16 protein-coding genes are annotated in these 18127 nt (G+C 67.2%); 1 reads left to right on the top strand and 15 read right to left on the bottom strand.

Annotated features, from left to right (window positions below):
- Nucleotides 1–176: 176 nt before the first annotated feature.
- The 13 genes from B9S61_RS34055 to B9S61_RS34000 form a co-directional block, all read right to left on the bottom strand.
- Nucleotides 177–1067 (bottom strand): 2-hydroxy-3-oxopropionate reductase, encoded by an 891-nt coding sequence (locus tag B9S61_RS34055; RefSeq protein ID WP_181007656.1) that lies wholly within the window; start codon nt 1065–1067, stop codon nt 177–179.
- A 34-nt stretch (nt 1068–1101) separates the two neighbouring features.
- The gene (locus B9S61_RS34050; RefSeq protein WP_103545632.1) at nt 1102–2304 is read right to left on the bottom strand and encodes an NAD(P)/FAD-dependent oxidoreductase; all 1203 of its coding nucleotides are present in this window, start codon (nt 2302–2304) and stop codon (nt 1102–1104) included.
- Nucleotides 2301–3644, bottom strand: a complete 1344-nt coding sequence (locus B9S61_RS34045; RefSeq protein ID WP_103545631.1) for an FAD-dependent oxidoreductase — start codon at nt 3642–3644, stop codon at nt 2301–2303. The genes B9S61_RS34050 and B9S61_RS34045 overlap by 4 nt, the downstream gene beginning before the upstream one ends.
- 4 nt (nt 3645–3648) lie before the next feature.
- On the bottom strand, nt 3649–5736 hold the full coding sequence (locus B9S61_RS34040) for a molybdopterin oxidoreductase family protein (RefSeq protein WP_103545630.1): 2088 nt from the start codon (nt 5734–5736) through the stop codon (nt 3649–3651).
- Nucleotides 5729–7105 (bottom strand): NarK/NasA family nitrate transporter, encoded by a 1377-nt coding sequence (locus tag B9S61_RS34035; RefSeq protein WP_103545629.1) that lies wholly within the window; start codon nt 7103–7105, stop codon nt 5729–5731. The genes B9S61_RS34040 and B9S61_RS34035 overlap by 8 nt, the downstream gene beginning before the upstream one ends.
- 178 nt (nt 7106–7283) lie before the next feature.
- On the bottom strand, nt 7284–8105 hold the full coding sequence (locus tag B9S61_RS34030; protein ID WP_103545628.1) for a PAS domain-containing protein: 822 nt from the start codon (nt 8103–8105) through the stop codon (nt 7284–7286).
- Nucleotides 8106–8130: 25 nt separating this feature from the next.
- Complete coding sequence (locus B9S61_RS34025; RefSeq protein WP_103545627.1) at nt 8131–8871, bottom strand: SDR family NAD(P)-dependent oxidoreductase; 741 nt, start codon at nt 8869–8871, stop codon at nt 8131–8133.
- Nucleotides 8871–9107 (bottom strand): phosphopantetheine-binding protein, encoded by a 237-nt coding sequence (locus tag B9S61_RS34020; RefSeq protein ID WP_103545626.1) that lies wholly within the window; start codon nt 9105–9107, stop codon nt 8871–8873. The genes B9S61_RS34025 and B9S61_RS34020 overlap by 1 nt, the downstream gene beginning before the upstream one ends.
- 15 nt (nt 9108–9122) lie before the next feature.
- Entirely contained in the window at nt 9123–10280 is a 1158-nt protein-coding gene (locus B9S61_RS34015) for a cytochrome P450 (RefSeq protein ID WP_181007655.1), read from the bottom strand.
- On the bottom strand, nt 10268–10732 hold the full coding sequence (locus B9S61_RS40490) for a hypothetical protein (RefSeq protein ID WP_146065021.1): 465 nt from the start codon (nt 10730–10732) through the stop codon (nt 10268–10270). The genes B9S61_RS34015 and B9S61_RS40490 overlap by 13 nt, the downstream gene beginning before the upstream one ends.
- Nucleotides 10733–10794: 62 nt before the next feature.
- A complete protein-coding gene (locus B9S61_RS34010) occupies nt 10795–12330 on the bottom strand; it encodes an amino acid adenylation domain-containing protein (protein WP_103545624.1) in 1536 nt (511 codons plus the stop codon).
- A 55-nt stretch (nt 12331–12385) separates the two neighbouring features.
- Complete coding sequence (locus B9S61_RS34005; RefSeq protein ID WP_103545623.1) at nt 12386–12754, bottom strand: cupin domain-containing protein; 369 nt, start codon at nt 12752–12754, stop codon at nt 12386–12388.
- A 201-nt stretch (nt 12755–12955) separates the two neighbouring features.
- Nucleotides 12956–14161: an MFS transporter gene (locus B9S61_RS34000; protein WP_258040005.1), complete on the bottom strand. Its 1206-nt coding sequence runs from the start codon at nt 14159–14161 to the stop codon at nt 12956–12958.
- Between the two features lie 290 nt (nt 14162–14451).
- Here B9S61_RS34000 and B9S61_RS33995 point away from each other — a divergent pair, with 290 nt between their 5' ends.
- The gene (locus tag B9S61_RS33995) at nt 14452–15309 is read left to right on the top strand and encodes a hypothetical protein (protein ID WP_103545621.1); all 858 of its coding nucleotides are present in this window, start codon (nt 14452–14454) and stop codon (nt 15307–15309) included.
- 60 nt (nt 15310–15369) lie between these two features.
- Here the strand turns inward: B9S61_RS33995 and B9S61_RS33990 are convergent, their stop codons facing one another.
- Nucleotides 15370–16179: an ABC transporter ATP-binding protein gene (locus B9S61_RS33990; RefSeq protein WP_258040004.1), complete on the bottom strand. Its 810-nt coding sequence runs from the start codon at nt 16177–16179 to the stop codon at nt 15370–15372.
- The gene (gene leuA, locus B9S61_RS33985) at nt 16176–17975 is read right to left on the bottom strand and encodes a 2-isopropylmalate synthase (protein ID WP_181007654.1); all 1800 of its coding nucleotides are present in this window, start codon (nt 17973–17975) and stop codon (nt 16176–16178) included. Before leuA ends, B9S61_RS33990 begins: the two co-directional genes overlap by 4 nt.
- Between the last annotated feature and the right edge of the window lie 152 nt (nt 17976–18127).

Here is an 18127-nt window from a genome sequence, read left to right as displayed (position 1 = left end):
CATGAGCACCCTCTCTTCGTGCCCGCAGGCATTTGGAAAGACTCGTCTAGGCCATCGTGGTTCTCCTCGGTGCCGGTACGACCCATGGTGGTCGGGTTCGCCTCGGGGACGGAGCCGGTCATGGGGTCTTGACATCGCCGCCCGAAATTTTTTGGCAGTCGGGCCGGACGTATCTCCTACTCCTGCGGTCGGCCGTGTCCGCTCAGGAGTTCGACGCCACGCAGCAGGGCGGAGTGATCGAGCCCTCCGTCTCCGCGGGCCACGGCGGACGCCATGAGCTGCGCAGCGACGCTGCCGAGGGGGATGGCGGCACCGATGGCACGTGCGGTGTCGGTGACGATGCCCATGTCCTTGTGGTGGAGGCCCATCTTGAAGCTGGGCGTGTAGTCGCGGTTCAGGAAGGTGATCTTCTTGCGGGTGAGGACGTTCGAGCCAGCGAGGCCGCCGCTCAGTATGTCGAGGGCGGTTTCGAGATCCACGCCCGACTTCTCGAGGAAGACCACGGCTTCCGCGCACGCCTGCATGTTGATTGCGAGAACCAACTGGTTGGCGGCTTTCACTGTTTGACCAAGACCATGGGTACCGCAGTGTGTGATGGTCCTGCCGAGGGCTTCGAAGACCGGCCTTGCCTCCTCGAAGGCGTCGGCATCACCGCCGACCATGATCGACAGGAGTCCTTCGACCGCACCGGCCTCACCGCCTGCGACCGGGGCGTCCAGGACACGGATGTCGTGTGCGGCGGCGTTGCGCGCAAGTTCGATCGAACTCTGCGGGGCGATGGTGGACATGTCGATCAGCAGCACCCCCGGCAGGGCATTGGCCAGGATTCCCTCAGGGCCGTAGGCGACCTCCTCGACCTGGGGCGCGTCCGGAAGCATGGTGATCACGACCTCGGCGTCGCGGACCGCTTCGCGTATCGACGCGGCGGTTCGTCCGCCTGCCGCAAGCAGAGGCCCTGTCCTGTTGTCGCTGCGGTTCCAGCCGTGCACGGTGTATCCGGCTTTGCACAGGTTGACAGCCATCGGACTGCCCATGGTGCCGAGGCCGAGGAAAGCGATCGTCTTCAACGCAGAGTTCCTTTGTGATGGCGATGGGGAGGGTTCAGGGCAGGAGCAGTTGCTCCAGGTCCGCGGGGGGCCGACGGCCGATCAGTGATCGGACCGTCGTCAAGGAACCGGTGTCGCCTGCCAGGATTCCTCCCAGCAGGTCACCGCTGTGCCGGCTCAGAAGGATCTTGGCGTAGCGGTCGGATCCCTCGGCGAAGACGGCTTCGACCGCGGGGCCGTCGTCGGGACCGGTGGTGCCGAAGGTGGCGATCTCCACGCCGAGAAGCTTCAGAGTGGTCGAGGCGTCGGTGCCGTCGAAGGGCTCAGGGGTCTGCCCCGTCAACTGGCGTGCCACGCTGTCGGCCATGCGGTATCCGGGAGCGACCAGGCCGTGGCAGCGTCCGTTCACGGCAGCGCATTCACCGATGGCCCATACCCGCTCGTCACCGGTGTGGCAGAGATCGTCGACGGCGATGCCGCCGCGCTCGCCGCGCTCGAGGTCCATGGTGCCGGCCAGTTCGTCCCGTGGCCGGATGCCTGCGGCGAAGAGCACCACGTCGGCCTCCAGGACGGTCCCGTCCGAGAGCGTGACAGCACGCACCTTGCCATCGGCGCCGGCGTCGATCGAAGCTGTGGCCGTGCCGCAGTGCACCCGCAGGCCAAGCCTGGTGACATGGCGGAGCAGCACCCGTGCGGCGCCCGCATCGAGCTGCGCCGGCATCAGGTGAGGGCCCGTTTCCACGACATGGGGGCGCATACCGAGCAGACGCAGGGCGTTCGCTGCCTCCAGGCCGAGAAGCCCGCCTCCGACGACGACGCCCGGGCGCCCGGGACGCGCGGCGGCGCGTAGGGCATCGAGGTCGTCGAAGGTGCGGTACACGAAGCAGCCGCTCAGGTCGCGTCCGGGAACCGGGGGAACGAACGGACGCGAGCCGGTGGCCAGTACCAGGGCGTTGTAGGGGATGCGGTCGTCGTGGGCTGTCCGGGCCGTACGGGCGGCTCGGTCCACGGAAACGACAGGGCAGCCCAGAAGGAGGTCCACCCGGGGGTCGTTGAGGAGATCCGCCCCGGCAAGGGTGAGGTCACTCTTGCTCTTGCCGTCCAGATAGGAGGAGAGGCCGACGCGGTCATAAGCGGGGTAGTGCTCCTCGGCCGCGATGACGATGCGCCAGGTACGGTCGGTGTCCAGGGCTCTGAGCTGGTCGACGAGCCGGTGGCCGACCATGCCGTGCCCGGCGACGAGGAGCGTCCGCGTCACGATGCCTTCTCCAGTTCGCTTCGGGTTTCCCGCGCCCAGGCGCCGCACAATTCCTCCACGGACCGGCTGCAGCCGCCGCAACCTGTTGTGGCCCGGGCCGCCTCGGCGAGCGCCGTGACGGTGTGAGAGCCGGCCTGCCATGCCTGGAACAGCGTCTGCCTCGAGACGTTGTTGCACAGGCAGACCGGCGCGTTCTCGTTCACTTCGGCGCTGTGCGACGCCGGCCTGGGAGGCAGGCCCAGCAGCAGGCCGAGCCGGTCGGAGGGAAGCCGCTGCCCCTGCCGGTGGAGCAGTCTGATCGTGGCGATGGCCTGCGGCAGGCCGAACAGCACGGCGGCAATGACGCGCTCGTCACGCAGTGCGAGACGTGCATAGCGCCGGTTGGCCCGGTCGGTGAGGCTGATCAGCCGAGTGCCGGGCTGGTGCAGATCGGCGAGTGAGCCGATGGTGCACACGTCGGCCACGTCGGTGCCCAGGCGCAGCGCGGACGGGCGAGGCCTGTACGCCGCAGCGCGGCCGGTGAGGATCTCGGCGAGGGTTTCGGCCTGCTCCCAGGCGGCACCGACGCCCGCCATGAGGTGGCCGTCGTACTCGGCACAGTCACCGATGGCGTGGATACGGGGGTCACTCGTACGTAACTGGTCATCGACCACGATGCCGTCGTGTACGTCCAGATCGGCGTCGAGGGCGAGCCGGGTGTCGGGGGCGGCTCCGGTGCACAGGGCGAGCGTGTCGGCGCGGAGCGTGGTTCCGTCCTCCAGACGGAGGTGGCCTGGCACGCGGCGCACAGCGGTCTTGCCGCCGATCACGGTGACCCCGGCCTGCTCCAGTTGTTCGGAGAGCATTGCGCTGCAGGTTTCGCCCAGCCGCGTGTACAGGGGATAGGGGGAAGCGCAGACCAGGGTGGTGTCGACGCTGCGAGCGGCGAGCGTGCTGGCGGTTTCCACCGCGAGGGCGTCCTCGCCGAGGACGACCACGGTGTCGCCGGTGATCCGGGCCCTGCCGGAGGCCGTGCCCAGTGCGACAACTCCCTCCGTCAGGTACCCCTTTGCGCTGACCAGACCAGGGATGCCAGGGATCAGGGGTCTTGCTTCCGGTGCGAGGACCAGCGTGTCGTAGGGATACGCGGTCTCCGTCCCGCTCACGTGTGCCAGTACCCGGTGCCGTTCCCGGTCCAGGGCAGTCACCGTGCGGGTGCCGGAGGGGAACGGCGGCCGGCGGCGGGAGTCCGCGGGTTCAGCCGCCAGCGTGGTGAGGGTTCCCTCGTAACCGTGGTGGCGCATACGTTCCGCGAGCCGCTGGGCCACCGCCCCGTTGTCGACGATCAGGACGTTGTTCAAGGCGTCACTCCTGGTAAGGGGCGATCCGCACGGCGCACACCTTGAATTCGGGCATGCCGCTGCGCGGGTCCAGAGCCGGGTGGGTGAACAGGTTCGCCCGGCCTTCGTCCGGAAAGTGGAAGGGCACGAACACGGTGTCCAGACGCATCGTCGCGTCCAGCCTCACCCGGGCCGTCATACCGCCGCGCGCGGAGGTGACCCGCGCGAGGCTCCGGTCGGCCAGCCCGCACCGGGCCGCGGTGTCGGGGTGGACTTCGAGGAACGCCTCGGGAACCGGCTCGTTCAGCTCCGCGACCCGGCGTGTCTGGGCTCCCGACTGGTAGTGGGCCAGAACCCTGCCGGTCGTCGCGTAGAGGGGGTACGAGGGGCTGATCTCTTCTGCCGGTCCTCGATAGTCCACGTCTGCGAACCGGGCCCTGCCGTCGGGGTGGGCAAACCGGTCAAGGAAGAGCCGAGGTGTGCCCGGATGCGGCGCCCGAGTGTCCGGGCAGGGCCAGTGCAGGGTCTCTCCGGCGTCCAGACGCTCGTAAGTGATGCCTGAATAGTCGGCCCTTCCGCCGCGGGACGCGGCGCGCAGCTCCTCGAAGACCTCGCGCGGATCAGCAGGGTAGCGGCCGGCCCGCTCGCCCAGCCGCACGGCCAGGTCGTGCAGGACCTGAAGGTCACTTCGCACCTCCGGCGGAGGCGGCAGCAGCGGACGGCGGCGCAGCACCCGGCCTTCGAGGCTGGTCAAGGTTCCCTCCTCCTCCGCCCACTGCGTGACGGGCAGCACCACATCGGCCATGCGGGCTGTTTCCGAGGGCACGAAGTCGGCCACGACCAGGAGGTCGAGTGATGCGAGCCGCTCGGTCACGTGCGAGGCGTGCGGGGCTGAAACGGCCGGGTTCGAGCCGAAGACGAGCAGTCCTCGCGGTCCTTGCTCCCTGCCCAGCACGTCCAGAAGCTCATAGGCGCTGCGCCCGGGACCTGGCAGGCCGGTCGGTGCCACGCCCCATACACGAGCGACGTGGGCCCGCGCCGTCGGATCGCTGATGGAGCGATAGCCAGGCAACTGATCGGCCTTCTGCCCGTGTTCCCGGCCGCCCTGACCATTGCCCTGCCCGGTCAGGCACCCGTACCCGCTGCCGATCCGCCCCGGCAGTCCGAGGGCGAGTGCGACGTTGATGAACCCCGCGACGGTGTCGGTCCCCTTGCTGTGCTGCTCGACGCCTCGGCCGGTCAGGACGTACGCGCTCCGGGATTCGGCGAGCATGCGAACCGCTCGGCGCTGAGTTCTCGCGGCAACACCGGTGATCTCCTCGACTCGCTCCGGCCACCATGCCATGGCGCGTTGCGCTGCGGAGTCGAAGCCGTAAGTGCGCTTGCGGACGTAATCCTGGTCGATCAAGCCTTCCACGACGGCGATGTGCAGCAGGCCGAGGGCGAGTGCGAGGTCGGTGCCGGGTGCGGGCTGCAGGTGAAGTGCCGCGCGCTGGGCCGTGGCAGTGCGCCGGGGATCCATGACGATCAGTTGGCTCTGGTCGAGGTGCTGCATCAGCGGCGGCATGGTCTCGGCGACGTTCGCCCCCGCCAGCAGTACGGTCTGGGCGCTCCTGAGGTCGGCGACGGGGAAGGGCAGGTCCCGGTCGAGCCCGAATGCCGCGTTGCCGGCCGTTGCGGCGGACGACATGCAGAACCGGCCGTTGTAGTCGATCTGGCTCGTGCCCAGGGTCACGCGTGCGAACTTGCCCAGCAGGTACGCCTTCTCATTGGTCAGGCCACCGCCGCCGAAGACGGCTACGGCATCCGGCCCGTGCTGAGTGCGGATCCGGTTCAGGCCCTCCGCCACAGTGTCCAGCGCGGTGTCCCAGGAGGCTGGCTGGAGACGACCGTCTGCTCCGCGGACCAGCGGCCGCGTCAGCCGGTCGGCGGTGTTCAGGACCTCGGTGGCAGTCCAGCCCTTCTGGCACAACCGGCCCAGGTTGACCGGGAAGTCCCTCGGCTGCACCTTGACCCCGACAGCGGCGTCACCACGCAATTGTGTGCCGCACTGCAAGGCGCAGTAAGGGCAATGGGTGTTCGCCTCGGGTATGGGAGCGGGCAGTTCAGACACGGCTGGTTTCCTTCGCAATGTCTGGGGCCTTGACTGCGGTCGGAATGCGGTGGAGGTAGACGACCCGGATCACGGTCAGGCACAGCGCGTAGTAGGCAAGGAAGGCGACGAAGGCGGGAGCGCCGGAGCCGGATCCATCGGTGTAGGCGAGTTTGAACGCGAAGTCGATGGCGGCACCGCCGAGCGCCCCGATGGCGCCGGCGATCGCGATGACTGCGCCGGACAGGCGTCGGGCACGGGCGAAGGCATCGCCGGCGTCGCGGCCGGAGGCGATCTCGTCCTCGGCCTTCTTCGCATAGACGGCCGGGATCATCTTGTACGTCGAACCGTTGCCCAGGCCGCTGAGGACGAACAGGGCGGTGAAGCCGACGATGAACATTCCGAACGAGTTCAGCCCGGCCGCCACGATGAGCACAGCAGTGCCCGCACCCATACCGAGGAAGTTCCAGAAGGTCACGCGTGCGCCGCCCATGCGGTCGGCCAGCCGGCCGCCGAGCGGGCGGGCGATGGATCCCAGCAGTGGGCCGAGGAAGGTGTAGCCGACGGCTTCCCGGGGCGAGGCGCCGAACTCGTTCTGCAGGACGAGGCCGAAAGCGAAGCCGTAGCCGATGAACGAGCCGAAGGTGCCGATGTAGAGAAGGGAGATCCACCAGGTGTCGTGGTCTCGGGCCGCCTCGCGTTGGGCGCCGGGCTCGGCTCGTACGGCATCGACGTTGTCCATCTTCCACGCCGACAGCAGTGCGACCACCACGATCAGAGGCAGGTAGACGGCCGCGACGTACGAGGGATGGGTGTCGCCCGCGATGGAGATGACCAGGAGTCCGATGAGCTGGACCGCCGCGACGCCGAGGTTTCCGCCGCCCGCGTTGAGACCGAGTGCCCAGCCCTGGTGGCGCTGTGGGTAGAAGGCGGTGATGTTCGTCATTGAGGAGGCGAAGTTGCCTCCCCCGACGCCCGCCAGGGCACCGATCGCCATGAACACCCACAGCGGAGTGCCGGGCCGCTGAACGAAGTACAGGGCCAGCAGCGTGGGCACCAGCAGGATTCCGGTGGCGAACACAGTCCAGTTCCGTCCGCCGAAGCGGGTCACGGCGTAGCTGTACGGCAGGCGGAGGAGCGAGCCGACGACGGTAGGTGTGGCCACCAGGAGGAACTTCTCGCCGGGGCTGAAACCGAGACCGATCTCGGGAGACATGAACAGAACGAGGACGGACCACAGAGTCCATACCGAGAATCCCACGTGCTCGGAGAGGACGGAGAGGACGAGGTTGCGGCGGGCGATCCGACGACCGCCCTTGTGCCAGGCATCCTCGTCTTCGGGATCCCAACCGATGAGCCAACCGTCTTGTCGGGCAGATGTGTGAGCCATGTTCACTCCGAGTGCGTTACGGGCTTTGTGGGCACGAACAGGCCCCGGCGAGGGTTGCTCGCCGGGGCCCGGCGTTTCTGTTGAGCACCGCTGTTCCGGGGGAGCGGGTGAACCGTGTCTCAGGCCGGGGACATCGGCGGGGAGGCGGCCTGGAACGCGACTCTTGGCACTGTGCGGCTCAGAAGCTGAGGTCCAGCGCCTTGACCTTGTCCCGCTCGCGGTCCGGGTGACTGTCGGGGAAGACGAAGCAGCGGGTGTTCTTGAGCTTGTTGTTCTCGACCTTGGCCGTGGAGAAGATCACTACCGGAACCCGCTCCCCCTTGTTGAGGAAGTCCGCGCGGAAGTCGATGATCGGCGCGTCCTCGCCCCACCGGCCCAGGAAGTCCTCCACGACGTGCTGGTCGGCGTAGATGTGCCGGATGTGGTGTCCGACGTAGGTGTCGGGCTGTTCGCTCGCCCCGACGATCGCGATGTCCTTCCAGTTCGCGTGGGCGACCGTGCCGTCCTCCTCGATGAGGTGGATGGCGACCGGGCAGTGGTCGTAGTACGCCTGGATGAACTTGACCGCGTCTTCACCGACCGGCGTGTAGGGCTCGCTGGACTGGTCCACCTGGTTGATCCATGTCTGGGCGGTGGAGGGGCCCTCGCCCGGTGCGGGGGAGGGAGTCGGATGGGTGGTGACCGGGCGCAGGGCCCAGAAACCGTAGGTCTTGCCGTTGACCTCACCGAAGCCGACGTTGGCGTACCCGGAGGCAAAGTCGGGGTTCGTGAAGGCCGCCTTTTGGTTCTCCACCGGCTTCCCGGCCGTCAGAAGGGCGTCGTAGTCGTCGATGCCCAGGACACCGGCGAGCTTGCTGCCGGCCGCAGCGTTGTCCCTCAGAAGCTCCGTGGCGGCCTTGTTGGCCAGCACCACGGCGCCGTCGGCGTCGGTGACCAGCATGCCGGGAGAGGCCCAGTTGAACAGGTCGAGCAGCTGCTCGGAGGAGGGGTAGTTCGACATGGGTGTCTGTCTGCCTTTCTCTGGGTTACAGAACCTTGCGGCTGTAGTTGAAGACCTGGCCGGTGGGTCCGTTCGGCGGGAACTCAGCGATGGCGACGATCCACTCCGCCACAGTGCGCGGCGACTTGAGCCAGTCCGTTCCGAATCCCGCGTTGATGGCGCGGATGATCTGTTCGTTCACCTCGCCGTCCAGCCCGGCCATCGTCATGGCGGTCGCCACGGGGCCAGGACGTACCTCGTTCGCCACGACGCCGTCGTTGGCGAACTCGACCGAGCACGCTCGCATCAGGGTGGTCATCGCAGCCTTGCTGGCCGCGTACGCCCAGCGTTCGGGCTTGTAGCCGTTTGCCAGACTCGCCCCGACGAACGTCAGTGAGCCGCCGCCACTCTGCTTGAGCAACGGAGCCGATGTCTGGATGAGGTTCAGCGCCGTGCGTACGTTCGTCTCGTAGGTGTCCGCTGCTACCTGCCACTCGACCTTGACGAGGTCTGCCGGTTCCGGCGAGGAGCCGGCGTTGAGCACCACGGCCCTGACCCCGTTCACGGTGGCGTCGCCCGCGGAGGTGAGGGCGGCGCGCACGGCTTCTTCGTCACGCAAGTCGGCGATGAGGTCGACGTAGCCCTCTTCCTTCGCGAGGGCGGGGTTGCCGCGCCGGGACAGGCCGATGACGGTGTACTCCCGGCGCAGGAACTCCGTTGCCACGGCCGCGCCGATCCCGGACGAGGTTCCGGAGACCACCGCCACGCGGGAGACGTCCTCTTTCATCAGGCGGCCTGGAAGACGGTCGCGTCGATGGCCCTGAGCGTGCGCATCGACTCTATGTTGATGACACCCGGGTCCAGCTTCTGACCGTGCAGGCGCTCGATCTCGATGACCATCTGGACGAACTGGAGGCTGGTCACCGTACCTGACTGGATCAGGTCGGTGTCGTCCTGGATGTCGAGCGGCCCCTCGTGCAGTCCGTCGAGCCACTTGCGCAGCGACGCTATCTTGCTTTCCACTGTGTCCTCTTTCTCTTACCTTGTCCGGAACTCGACGGAAAAATCGGCGGGATGGGAGAACGACTGGCTTTCCATGCCGAGGCGGTCGCGGGTGACGACCACATCCGAGCAGCGCTGGATGATCTGCTCGATGAGCAGCGAGAACTCAGCCTTGGCGAGCATGGCCCCAGGGCACGCGTGTGCTCCGACCGCGAACGGGATCGAGCCCTTCAGGCTCCTGCCGATCTGGAACCGGTCAGGGTGGTCGAAGACCCGCGGGTCACGATTGGCGCCGGCGATCGAGGCCAGCACGGCCGAGTGCCGCGGCACTTCCACACCCTGTACGATCAGGTCCTCGCTCGCGAACCGAACGATCGTCTGCACAGGCGGATAAAGCCTCAGGACCTCTTCGACGTAGCGGTCGCGGACCGTCTCGTCGCGAAGCTCGTCCAGGCTGAAGATGCCGCGTCCCATGCAATACACGAGTGAGGTGATGAATGCGCTGCTGGTCTCCGTACCGGCCAGGAAGAACAGCAGCGCCGTCGACCGCACTTCGCTGTCGGTCAGTGAGATGCCCTTGAGATCCCTGGTCCGCTCGATGGTCTCCAGCAGAGACCGCGCGCCTGCGGTCTTGGTCGCCCGCTGTTCCTCGATCATCCGCAGCAGCGCGGTGACGTTGGCGTGTGTCTCGTCGGTCTCCTCGGTCGGGTAATCCAGAAGCCGTGCCAGAGGACGGGTCAGCTCGTGGAACCGGTCTTCCAGCGAGGCGTCGATGCCGAGGATCGTGGACACGATTCCGTACGGCACCTTGTGAGCGAAGGAGTTGTAGAAGTCGTCGGTCTCGATGCCTGCGATGCTGTCGACCAGGTCGTGGACCAGTCCGGGCATCAGTGCCTGTTTGTACTCCGCGATGCGTCCGGCGGACAGAATCGGAGCCAGGAGGGCACGGAAAGCTCGGTGACTCGGCCCGTCGGCGTCGAGCACGTTGGGGCCGAAGGCGCGCGCGCTGGCTTTGAGCGGATGCTCGGCCACGATCGAGGGGTGGGCGAGTGCTTCCTGCACGGCCGCATTGCTCGTCACGGCGAACAGCCCCTCGTCCAGCTGGTGCACATCCGCCGCTGCCGGCAAGTGCCGGTACCAGTACGGCTGTGCCAAGAGGCTCGTCGGCGACTCCACGGTCGCTACGCCGGGCATGTCACATGCCCCCCGACGCCCAGGCCGGCGATGCCGGCAAGCAGACGCATCGCCGCGAGCCATTCGGCGTTGGTCAGCCCCATGGAGCCGGGTTCCGTGTAGAAGGCGGTGAGCGAGCCGTTCCTTCTGTCAGGTCCAAAGATTTTGCAGTGGAAAACTGTCTGACCTCGAAGGCCTCCAGGTGGTACAGGAGGAACGGCCTCCGTCCCGGCAACACCGACCAGTCCGTCGGTGCCGAGCGCCAAGCTCCCGAAGACGACGGCTATTTCCGGGGTGAAGTTTCTCCGGATGAGTTCGAAGACGAGTTTCAGGCGCTCTTCGGGGTCGGGCTGTGCCGCATACCGATCGAGGAGCGCGTTCGCCGCCTCCATGACGCACTCTATCCGGCGTTTACTCTGGATGGATTCGAGCGCAACGGAGAATTTCTCTTCCGTGTGGTTCTGTGTACTCAAGTGTCGATTCCTTGCCTGTGCACGGGGTCTGGCACTTGTGGTTGGGGAATCTCGGCGGGCACTCAGGAGGTGTAGCCGAAGCGCACCGAAAGCTCCCTCTTGTTGACTTTCGTGTTTTCCAGGAGCGGCATTGAGGAGACGAAGTGCACTTTGGAAGGCACCATGTAGGCAGGCAGCGTTTCCCTGAGGCGGCCTTGCATTTCCAGCTCGGTCATGGACTTGTGGGGCATTTCGGCGAACAGGATGATGCGGGGCGTTCCGCTGCGATCCGGGATGGGCATGATGACAGATCGCGTACTGCCCAGAGCGTGAACAGCCGACTCGATCTCTGCCGGTTCAATACGATGCCCTGCAATTTTGATCTGTGCGTCCGTGCGGCCGACAAAATGCATGACGCCGGAGTCGTCCATCCAGCCCTGGTCACCGGTCAGATAGACCGGGATTCTGTCCGCGTCGACCGTGATCTGCTGAAAAACGGCGGCTGTCTGGTCGGGTGCGTTCAGATAGCCGAGGGCGAGCCCCGCTCCGCCGATCGCCACCTCGCCTGTCTCACCCCGCTGAACCGGGGCGCCGTCGCGCGTGACATACAGCTCTGTGCCAGGCACGGGAAGTCCGGCCGGGATTCCGGCCGTCGCATGCGTGTCGTCTTCGGCGATTCGGTGGACCGTGGCGAACACGCATGACTCGACGGGGCCGTAGCCGTTGTACAACTCGATGTGCGGGTAGGCGTTGAGAAGCTTCCGGCAGTTCGCCGCAGGCGGCTTGTCCCCTCCGAGCAGTACGGCGCGCAGACCGCCGAGGCAGTCGATGTCGCCGCCCGCGATCACGTCGAAGAGCGATGGCGTGAGGAAGAGGTGGGTGGCTCCCAGATCGCGCACGTAGGTGCGGATCGCGGGCGGTAGAAGGAGATCGCCCTCGTGTACGACAACGGTTCCGCCGCTGAGCAGCATGCCCCACAGCTCCAGGGTGAAGGCGTCCCAGGCGACCGCCGCCGCGTGGATCATCACCGGATGCTCGCCGAAGTCCATGAAACCCTTCGGGGCGAACAATCTCGTTGTGGCCCGGTGCGGAGACAGAACCCCCTTGGGACTGCCAGTGCTCCCCGATGTCCAGAAGAGGGTTGCGCAGGCGTCCGGCGGGACATGCGGCAGGTCGGCCGGCGCCTCAGGGGGCGAGGCCGTTCCCTGCAGGTCTTCGAAGGTGGTGTGGCTGATCTGCGCCTGGTCGAGGTGAGCGGAACCTGCGGCGTCCGCCAGTACGACCGGGGAGTGCATGGTGCGCAGCAACTGGGTGATGCGAGGGATCGGCCACCTTACGTCCAGGACGCCGTAGGCCCCGCCGGACATGAGAATGCCGAGGAGGGCGGCGGCTAGGTCCGGTGACCTGCGGGCCACGACGGGGACGACGCTGCCGGGCCGCACGCCGTGGCCGATCAGGTGCTGAGCGATGCGACGCGACTTGCTGGCGAGCTCCGCGTAGGTCACCGCTTTCTCGGCGGTGACGACGGCATTCCGCTCCGGGAATTCCCACGCCACCTGCTCGAATGCCTCATGGATGGTTATCTCTGAAATGTCCCTGCCGTATACACTGCTACGCACGTTCGATCCCCCATCGGCGTGGTCGCTGACAAGCGGCGAGTCTTTCCGGCAGGATTTAGTCGAATTTCATCGAGGATGGGAGGATCGAACCGGGGGCGAGGTCGAGTCGCGGAGGAGCGGAGAACTCTAGGAGAACGGCGCCCTCCTTCCCGACGAAGGTGGCCGTGTGGCGCTGGCGGGACGGGATGTAGGCTACGTCACCGGCGTTCAGTTCGTATTCGGTTTCGTCGCAGACGAAGCGGATGGAACCCTCGGTGACGACGACCCACTGCTCGTTCTCGTGCCAGTGCGGCGGCAGGTTGAGGTCTCCGGACTGGTCGGCGACCACCTTGAGGCAGGACATCTCCTGGCCGAACGCGAAGCGCCGGGACAGCGCTATCCCTTCGGCCTTCAGTTCCTCGTGGTCATTCCAGTTTATCTTCATCAGACTTCTCCTAGCTGACGCACAGGTTTCATGGCTCGGGACCTTTCGGGTCCGTGGTGCCGCTACTTGGTTGGACGGAACGTTTCCCGGCCTGCATCAGACGCTACGTAACGGTGAAGTTACTTTCAATGGCCATCTCATATTTCGGGCGTCAAACTGTGGCGCGAGGTGATGTTCCCTGTTGCGAACTGGCCGAGATTCCTATTGCGTGCTGCCGGTATTCGCAGCCCCGACAGGTTCCGGCGCTTGCGGGCCGGGTGAGTCCAGAACGCGGTCGGGAAGGCGCATCGCCATGGCGACGGGGATGACGAATGCGATGAGCAACGCGTAGAAGGCCGCTCGCAGGCCGCTCGAATCAGCCAACCACCCGAACGCGGGGGAACACAGACCGCCGGCAGCCATGGCCAGCCCCAGGGTCAGCCCACTGGCCGTGCCGGGGCGATTGGGCAAGTAGTCCTGGGCGAGCGTGACTTGAGCGGCGAAGGGCAGGAACATGGCGGCGCCGAACAGCGCGGCACTCGCCACGAGGACCGGGAACGCGGGGGCCCAGGCGATGCCCAGCAGGGCGGGGAACGCCACCAGGTACCCGACGCGCACTGAGGTCATCCGGCCGTACCGGTCGCCGACCCAGCCACCCAGCAACGTACCCACCGCGCCGGCTGCGGTGTAGACGGTGAGAACGGCGGCACCCGCCCCCGCGGACTGGCCCAGATCACGCTGCGCATGCAGGGACACCAGCGAGGTGACTGTCACGAAAGGGATGGACCAGCCGATGATGACGGCCACCAGGCGGCCGAAGGCGCGCCAGTCGTCGGCTCGCCGTGTGCTGTCCTCTGCGGACTTTGCCGATGTGGCGGTCACCAGTGGAGCCGTCTCCGTGTAGCCCCGCCATCGCATCCAGGGACCCTTGATGGCCCACAGGGCTGCCATGATCAGGGCGGGGGCGGCCAGCAAGTAGCTCCCGTCGAATCCCGCTGACCCGATGACGAGGGTGACCAGCGCTGGTGCGGCGGCGCCGCCGACCGTCCCGCCAACGGAGAAGACGCTCATCGCCTTCTGTGAGGAACCGCCGGCGGCACGGGCCTGGCTGGTCGCGGGCGGATGATAGGCCGCGATGCCGATCCCGGCCAACGCGACACAGAGCCAGGTGAACACATAATTTCCGGACAGCCCGGCTGCAACCACGCCCAGGGCGGCGGTGATGAAGCCGGCAGGGACGAGCCAGGTCCGTGGCTTGCGGTCGGAGAGAAGGCCGAACAGCGGTTGGAACAGACTGGAGACGCCGCTTGCCGCGAACGCCAGGCCGGAGACCGCGGCATAGCTGTAGTGGCGTTCGGACATCAGGAACGGCAGCATCGCGGGGATCGCGCCCTGGTACAGGTCGTTGACCGCGTGCGTGCTGGTCAAGAAGCCGAGTTGTCCTTTTTTCATAGAAAAATCTGTCCTGTTCGCTGTATGTAGATGCGCAACCGCTCAGGTGCTCAGGTCCTCTGAGGTGTTACCTTACCGAGTGCCACGGGACGCGGAAAGCCCTTCCCGTCAAGGGTGTTGGCCTCGGAGTTCGTGCCGCACGCCCTCAGCGTCCCCGCTTCCCTCGCGAAGAGGAGCCGCAGCCTGCCGGGCACCTGACATGCCGCCCCGACGCTGCCGATGGGGCTTCCTCTGTCAGATGAGGCGTTCACACAAAGGAGCTTCAGATGAGCATCAAGACCGGTGTACGGGTGTCGGAAGGACTCGTCGCACTGGAGGATGAGCCGACGCGGCTCGCCGAGACGCTGGACCGCATCTTCACTCGGTGGGCCAAGGGATCGGGTGCCGTCTCACTGACCGTGCCGCCGCTGTTGCCGGTGGCTGACCTCGCTCTGCTCGACGTCTACCGAAACTTCCCCCAACTCGCCCTCGTCTCCTCGGCCCTGAATGTTTCCGTGGCCGGGATCGAGCAGGTCGGGCAGGAGGCCGTCGCGGGAGAGTTCGGTCCTGGTTCACTGCACGCGGCAGGTCTCGCACTTCCCTCCAGCGCCTGCTACGGCGTGTACCTCCACTACCGGAACCGGCAGGTCCCTCTGGGAGGAGAACTCGTCACCCTGGTGGGGCAGTGCTTCCGCAACGAGGACCACTTCGACGGACTCCGCCGGCTCAAGGCGTTCAGGATGCGCGAGGTCGTGGCGCTGGGAACCCCGGATCAGGTAACGGACCACCTCGGTCGCTCGGCACGCTTCCTGGACGCCCTCGCTGGAGAGATCGGTCTGCCGCTGGAACGCCGCGCGGCCTCCGACCCCTTCTACGACCAGTCCGGAGAGCGCGCCGCCTTCCAGCAGATCGTGCCGGTCAAGCACGAATACCTCTACAGGGGTATGGCGATCGCTTCCGTGAACACCCACAACACCTTCTTCGGGGAGCGGTGCTCCATATCGCTGTCCAGCCACGGGCCGGTATCTACCAGCTGCGTCGGCTTCGGTATCGAGCGGTGGCTTCACGCTCTGGCGGATCACTTCGGCGGGGACTGGGACCAGGCCCAGGGCACCGTCGAGAAGGCTGAGACGTCGCTGGCCTGACGGACCGGGTCGCGGTGGTGCACGCCGGTGGGTGCACACCACCGCGACCACCGCGGGGCCTCAGCCGACTCGTGGTCTGACCGGGCGGCCGGCTCGCACGCTCCAGCGTCCATCCGCGCGCGCGAGGCGGATGGGATGGTCGAAGCACTTGCTGACCTGGTCGCTCGTCAGGACCTCATCGGCAGGACCGGAGGCCAGACAGTGCCCGTCGCGCAACAGCATCACGTGGCTCGTCCTGGGAGGAAGTTCCTCCAGGTGGTGAGTGACCAGGACGGACGCGAGTTCGGCGTAGGTGTGCTGCAGCGTGTCGATCCGCTCGATGAGCTGTTCGCGGCCGGCGACATCCAGGCCGGTCGCGGGCTCGTCGAGGAGCAGGAGCCGCGGGCTTGGCATGAGCGCCCGGGCGATGAGCACACGGCCCCGTTCTCCCTGGGACAGGATCGGCCACCGTGCCCCGTGGCGATCGCTGAGGCCGAGCAGACCGATGAGGCGGTCGGCCGTCGCGATCTGCTCAGGTGCCGGGCTCCAGCGCGGAACAGGCTCGATGGTGTTGGTCAGCCCGGTCAGTACGACGTCTTGGACCTTGAGCGGTGAGCGCAGATCGTGCCGTGGGTTGACGTGGCCGACGTAGGAGCGCAGCTGACGCATGTCGACCCGGCCCAGACGGTGGCCAAGCACCTCGACCGTGCCACGGGTGGGGTGGGCGAGCGCCCCGAGAAGACTGAGCACAGTGCTCTTGCCGGCCCCGTTGGGGCCGAGCAGCGCCCAGTGCTCGCCGGCTTGTACGGTCAGCGACACCTCACGCAGGATCGGATTGCCGTCGCGGACGACATCCACGTCTTCCGCGCGGAGTACGGGGGTTGCGTTCACGAGGAGGCTCGCCCGGAGCGGTTGACAGCAGCCATGACCGCATGGACCGATGCGGTCAGGACGGAGGTGTCCCAGCCCGCGCCCCAGCAGATGACATCGTTCACGCGGCATTCGGCGTAGGCGACGGCCGGGCTGCCCGGGCCGGTTGTGGTGGAGTGCTCGTTGTAGCTGAGGATGTCGACGGCGATGCCGACGGTACGCAAGGCGTCGGCGAGAGCGGACAGCGGCCCGTTTCCGGTGCCCTGGCAGGAGCGCTCCTGTCCGTCGGTAAGCAGCGTGCAGGTGAAGTGGTGCTCGCCGGGAGCCGGTTCCGTGGTGTTCCAGGAGGCCAGGGTGACCGGGCCGTCCAGGGCCGGGGTGACGTAGGCCGTGCGGAAGAGCTCCCACAGTTCCTTGGGGGACAGCTCCTGACCGGTTGCGTCGGTGACCTGCTGCACCGCGCGGGAGAGGTCCGGGCGCATCGCCCGGGGCAGGTCCAGGCCGTGGTGGGTGTGCAGGAGGTGGGCGATGCCGCCCTTGCCGGACTGGGAGTTGATGCGGATGACTTCCTCGTACGTGCGGCCGATGTCTCCCGGGTCGATGGGCAGATACGGGACCGCCCACGGTGCCTCGCCGGCGGGGACGCCCTGCTCGGCGGCCTGCTTGGCGTGATGGGCCATGCCCTTGGCGATGGCGTCCTGGTGAGTGCCGGAGAACGCCGTGTGCACGAGGTCGCCGCCGTAGGGGTGGCGGGGATGGACCGGCAGTCGGTTGCAGTGCTCCACCGCCTCGCGTACCGCGTCGATGTCGGAGAAGTCGATCATGGGATTGACGCCCTGCGCGTACAGGTTCAGGGCCAGGGTCACCAGGTCGACGTTCCCGGTGCGCTCGCCGTTGCCGAACAGGCAGCCCTCCACGCGCTGCGCCCCTGCCAGGACGGCGAGTTCGGCGCAGGCGACGCCGGTGCCGCGGTCGTTGTGCGGGTGCACGGAGAGGATCACGGCGTCGCGGCGCGCGAGGTGGCGGTCCATGTACTCGATCTGGTCCGCGTACACGTTGGGAGTGGCGATCTCCACTGTCGCGGGCAGATTGTGGATCACCGGCCTGTCCGGGCTCGCCTCCCACAGCTCCGTCAGGCTGTTGCACACCTCCAGGACGAAGTCCGGCTCCGTCAGATTGAAGACCTCGGGGGAGAACTCGAACCGGATGTCGGCACCCGGCTGTTCATCGGCACGGCGTACCAGGTAGGTGGCGGCGTCCCGGATCAGTTCATGGACTTCCGCACGGGACCGGCCCAGGACGACGTCCCGCCAGGTGGGCGCGGTCGCGGTGTAGAGGTGGACGAGTGTGCGGGGCAGTCCCTCGACGGAGGCGATGGTCCGGTCGATCAGATCCCGGCGGGCGGCAGTGAAGACGGAGATGGTCACGTCGTCGGGGACGGCGTCGCTGTCGGCCAGGTGCCGGACGAAGTCGAAGTCGGTCTGACTGGCGGAGGGGTAACCTACCTCGATCTCCTTGAAGCCCATGGTGACCAGGAGATCGAACATCCGGCGCTTGCGCTCGGTGTCCATCGGCTCGGCCAGCGCCTGGTTGCCGTCGCGCAGGTCGACCGGCATCCACAGCGGGGCCCGCTCGATCCGTCGCGATGGCCAGGTCCGGTCCGTCAGCGGCAGAGGGACCCGCTGGTGTGCGGGCTGGTAGCGGTGATGCGGCATCGCGCTCGGGCGCTGGGGGTTCCAGCGCGGCGCATCCGCTGGGACGCGACCGGCGGGGGTGCGCAGGGTGGGAAACACCGTGCTCTGGAAAGAGGAAGCCATCGTGCAGAACTTCTTTCGGTCGGCCATCCGGTGACCGGCGCAGCCCGACACCCCGCTGCGGGGTGCCGGTCGTGTCAGGCCCCGCAGCGGCAGCCGAGGAGAAGGAGCTCGTGCAGCAGCATGCGGGGTACAGTAACGACAACTCAGCTCCT

This window comes from Streptomyces sp. SM1 (assembly GCF_002910825.1).
Classification (GTDB): Bacteria; Actinomycetota; Actinomycetes; order Streptomycetales; family Streptomycetaceae; genus Streptomyces; species Streptomyces okerensis.
The sequence above is the reverse complement of the archived record's forward strand: the minus strand, read 5'-3'. Positions and strand labels throughout refer to the sequence as shown.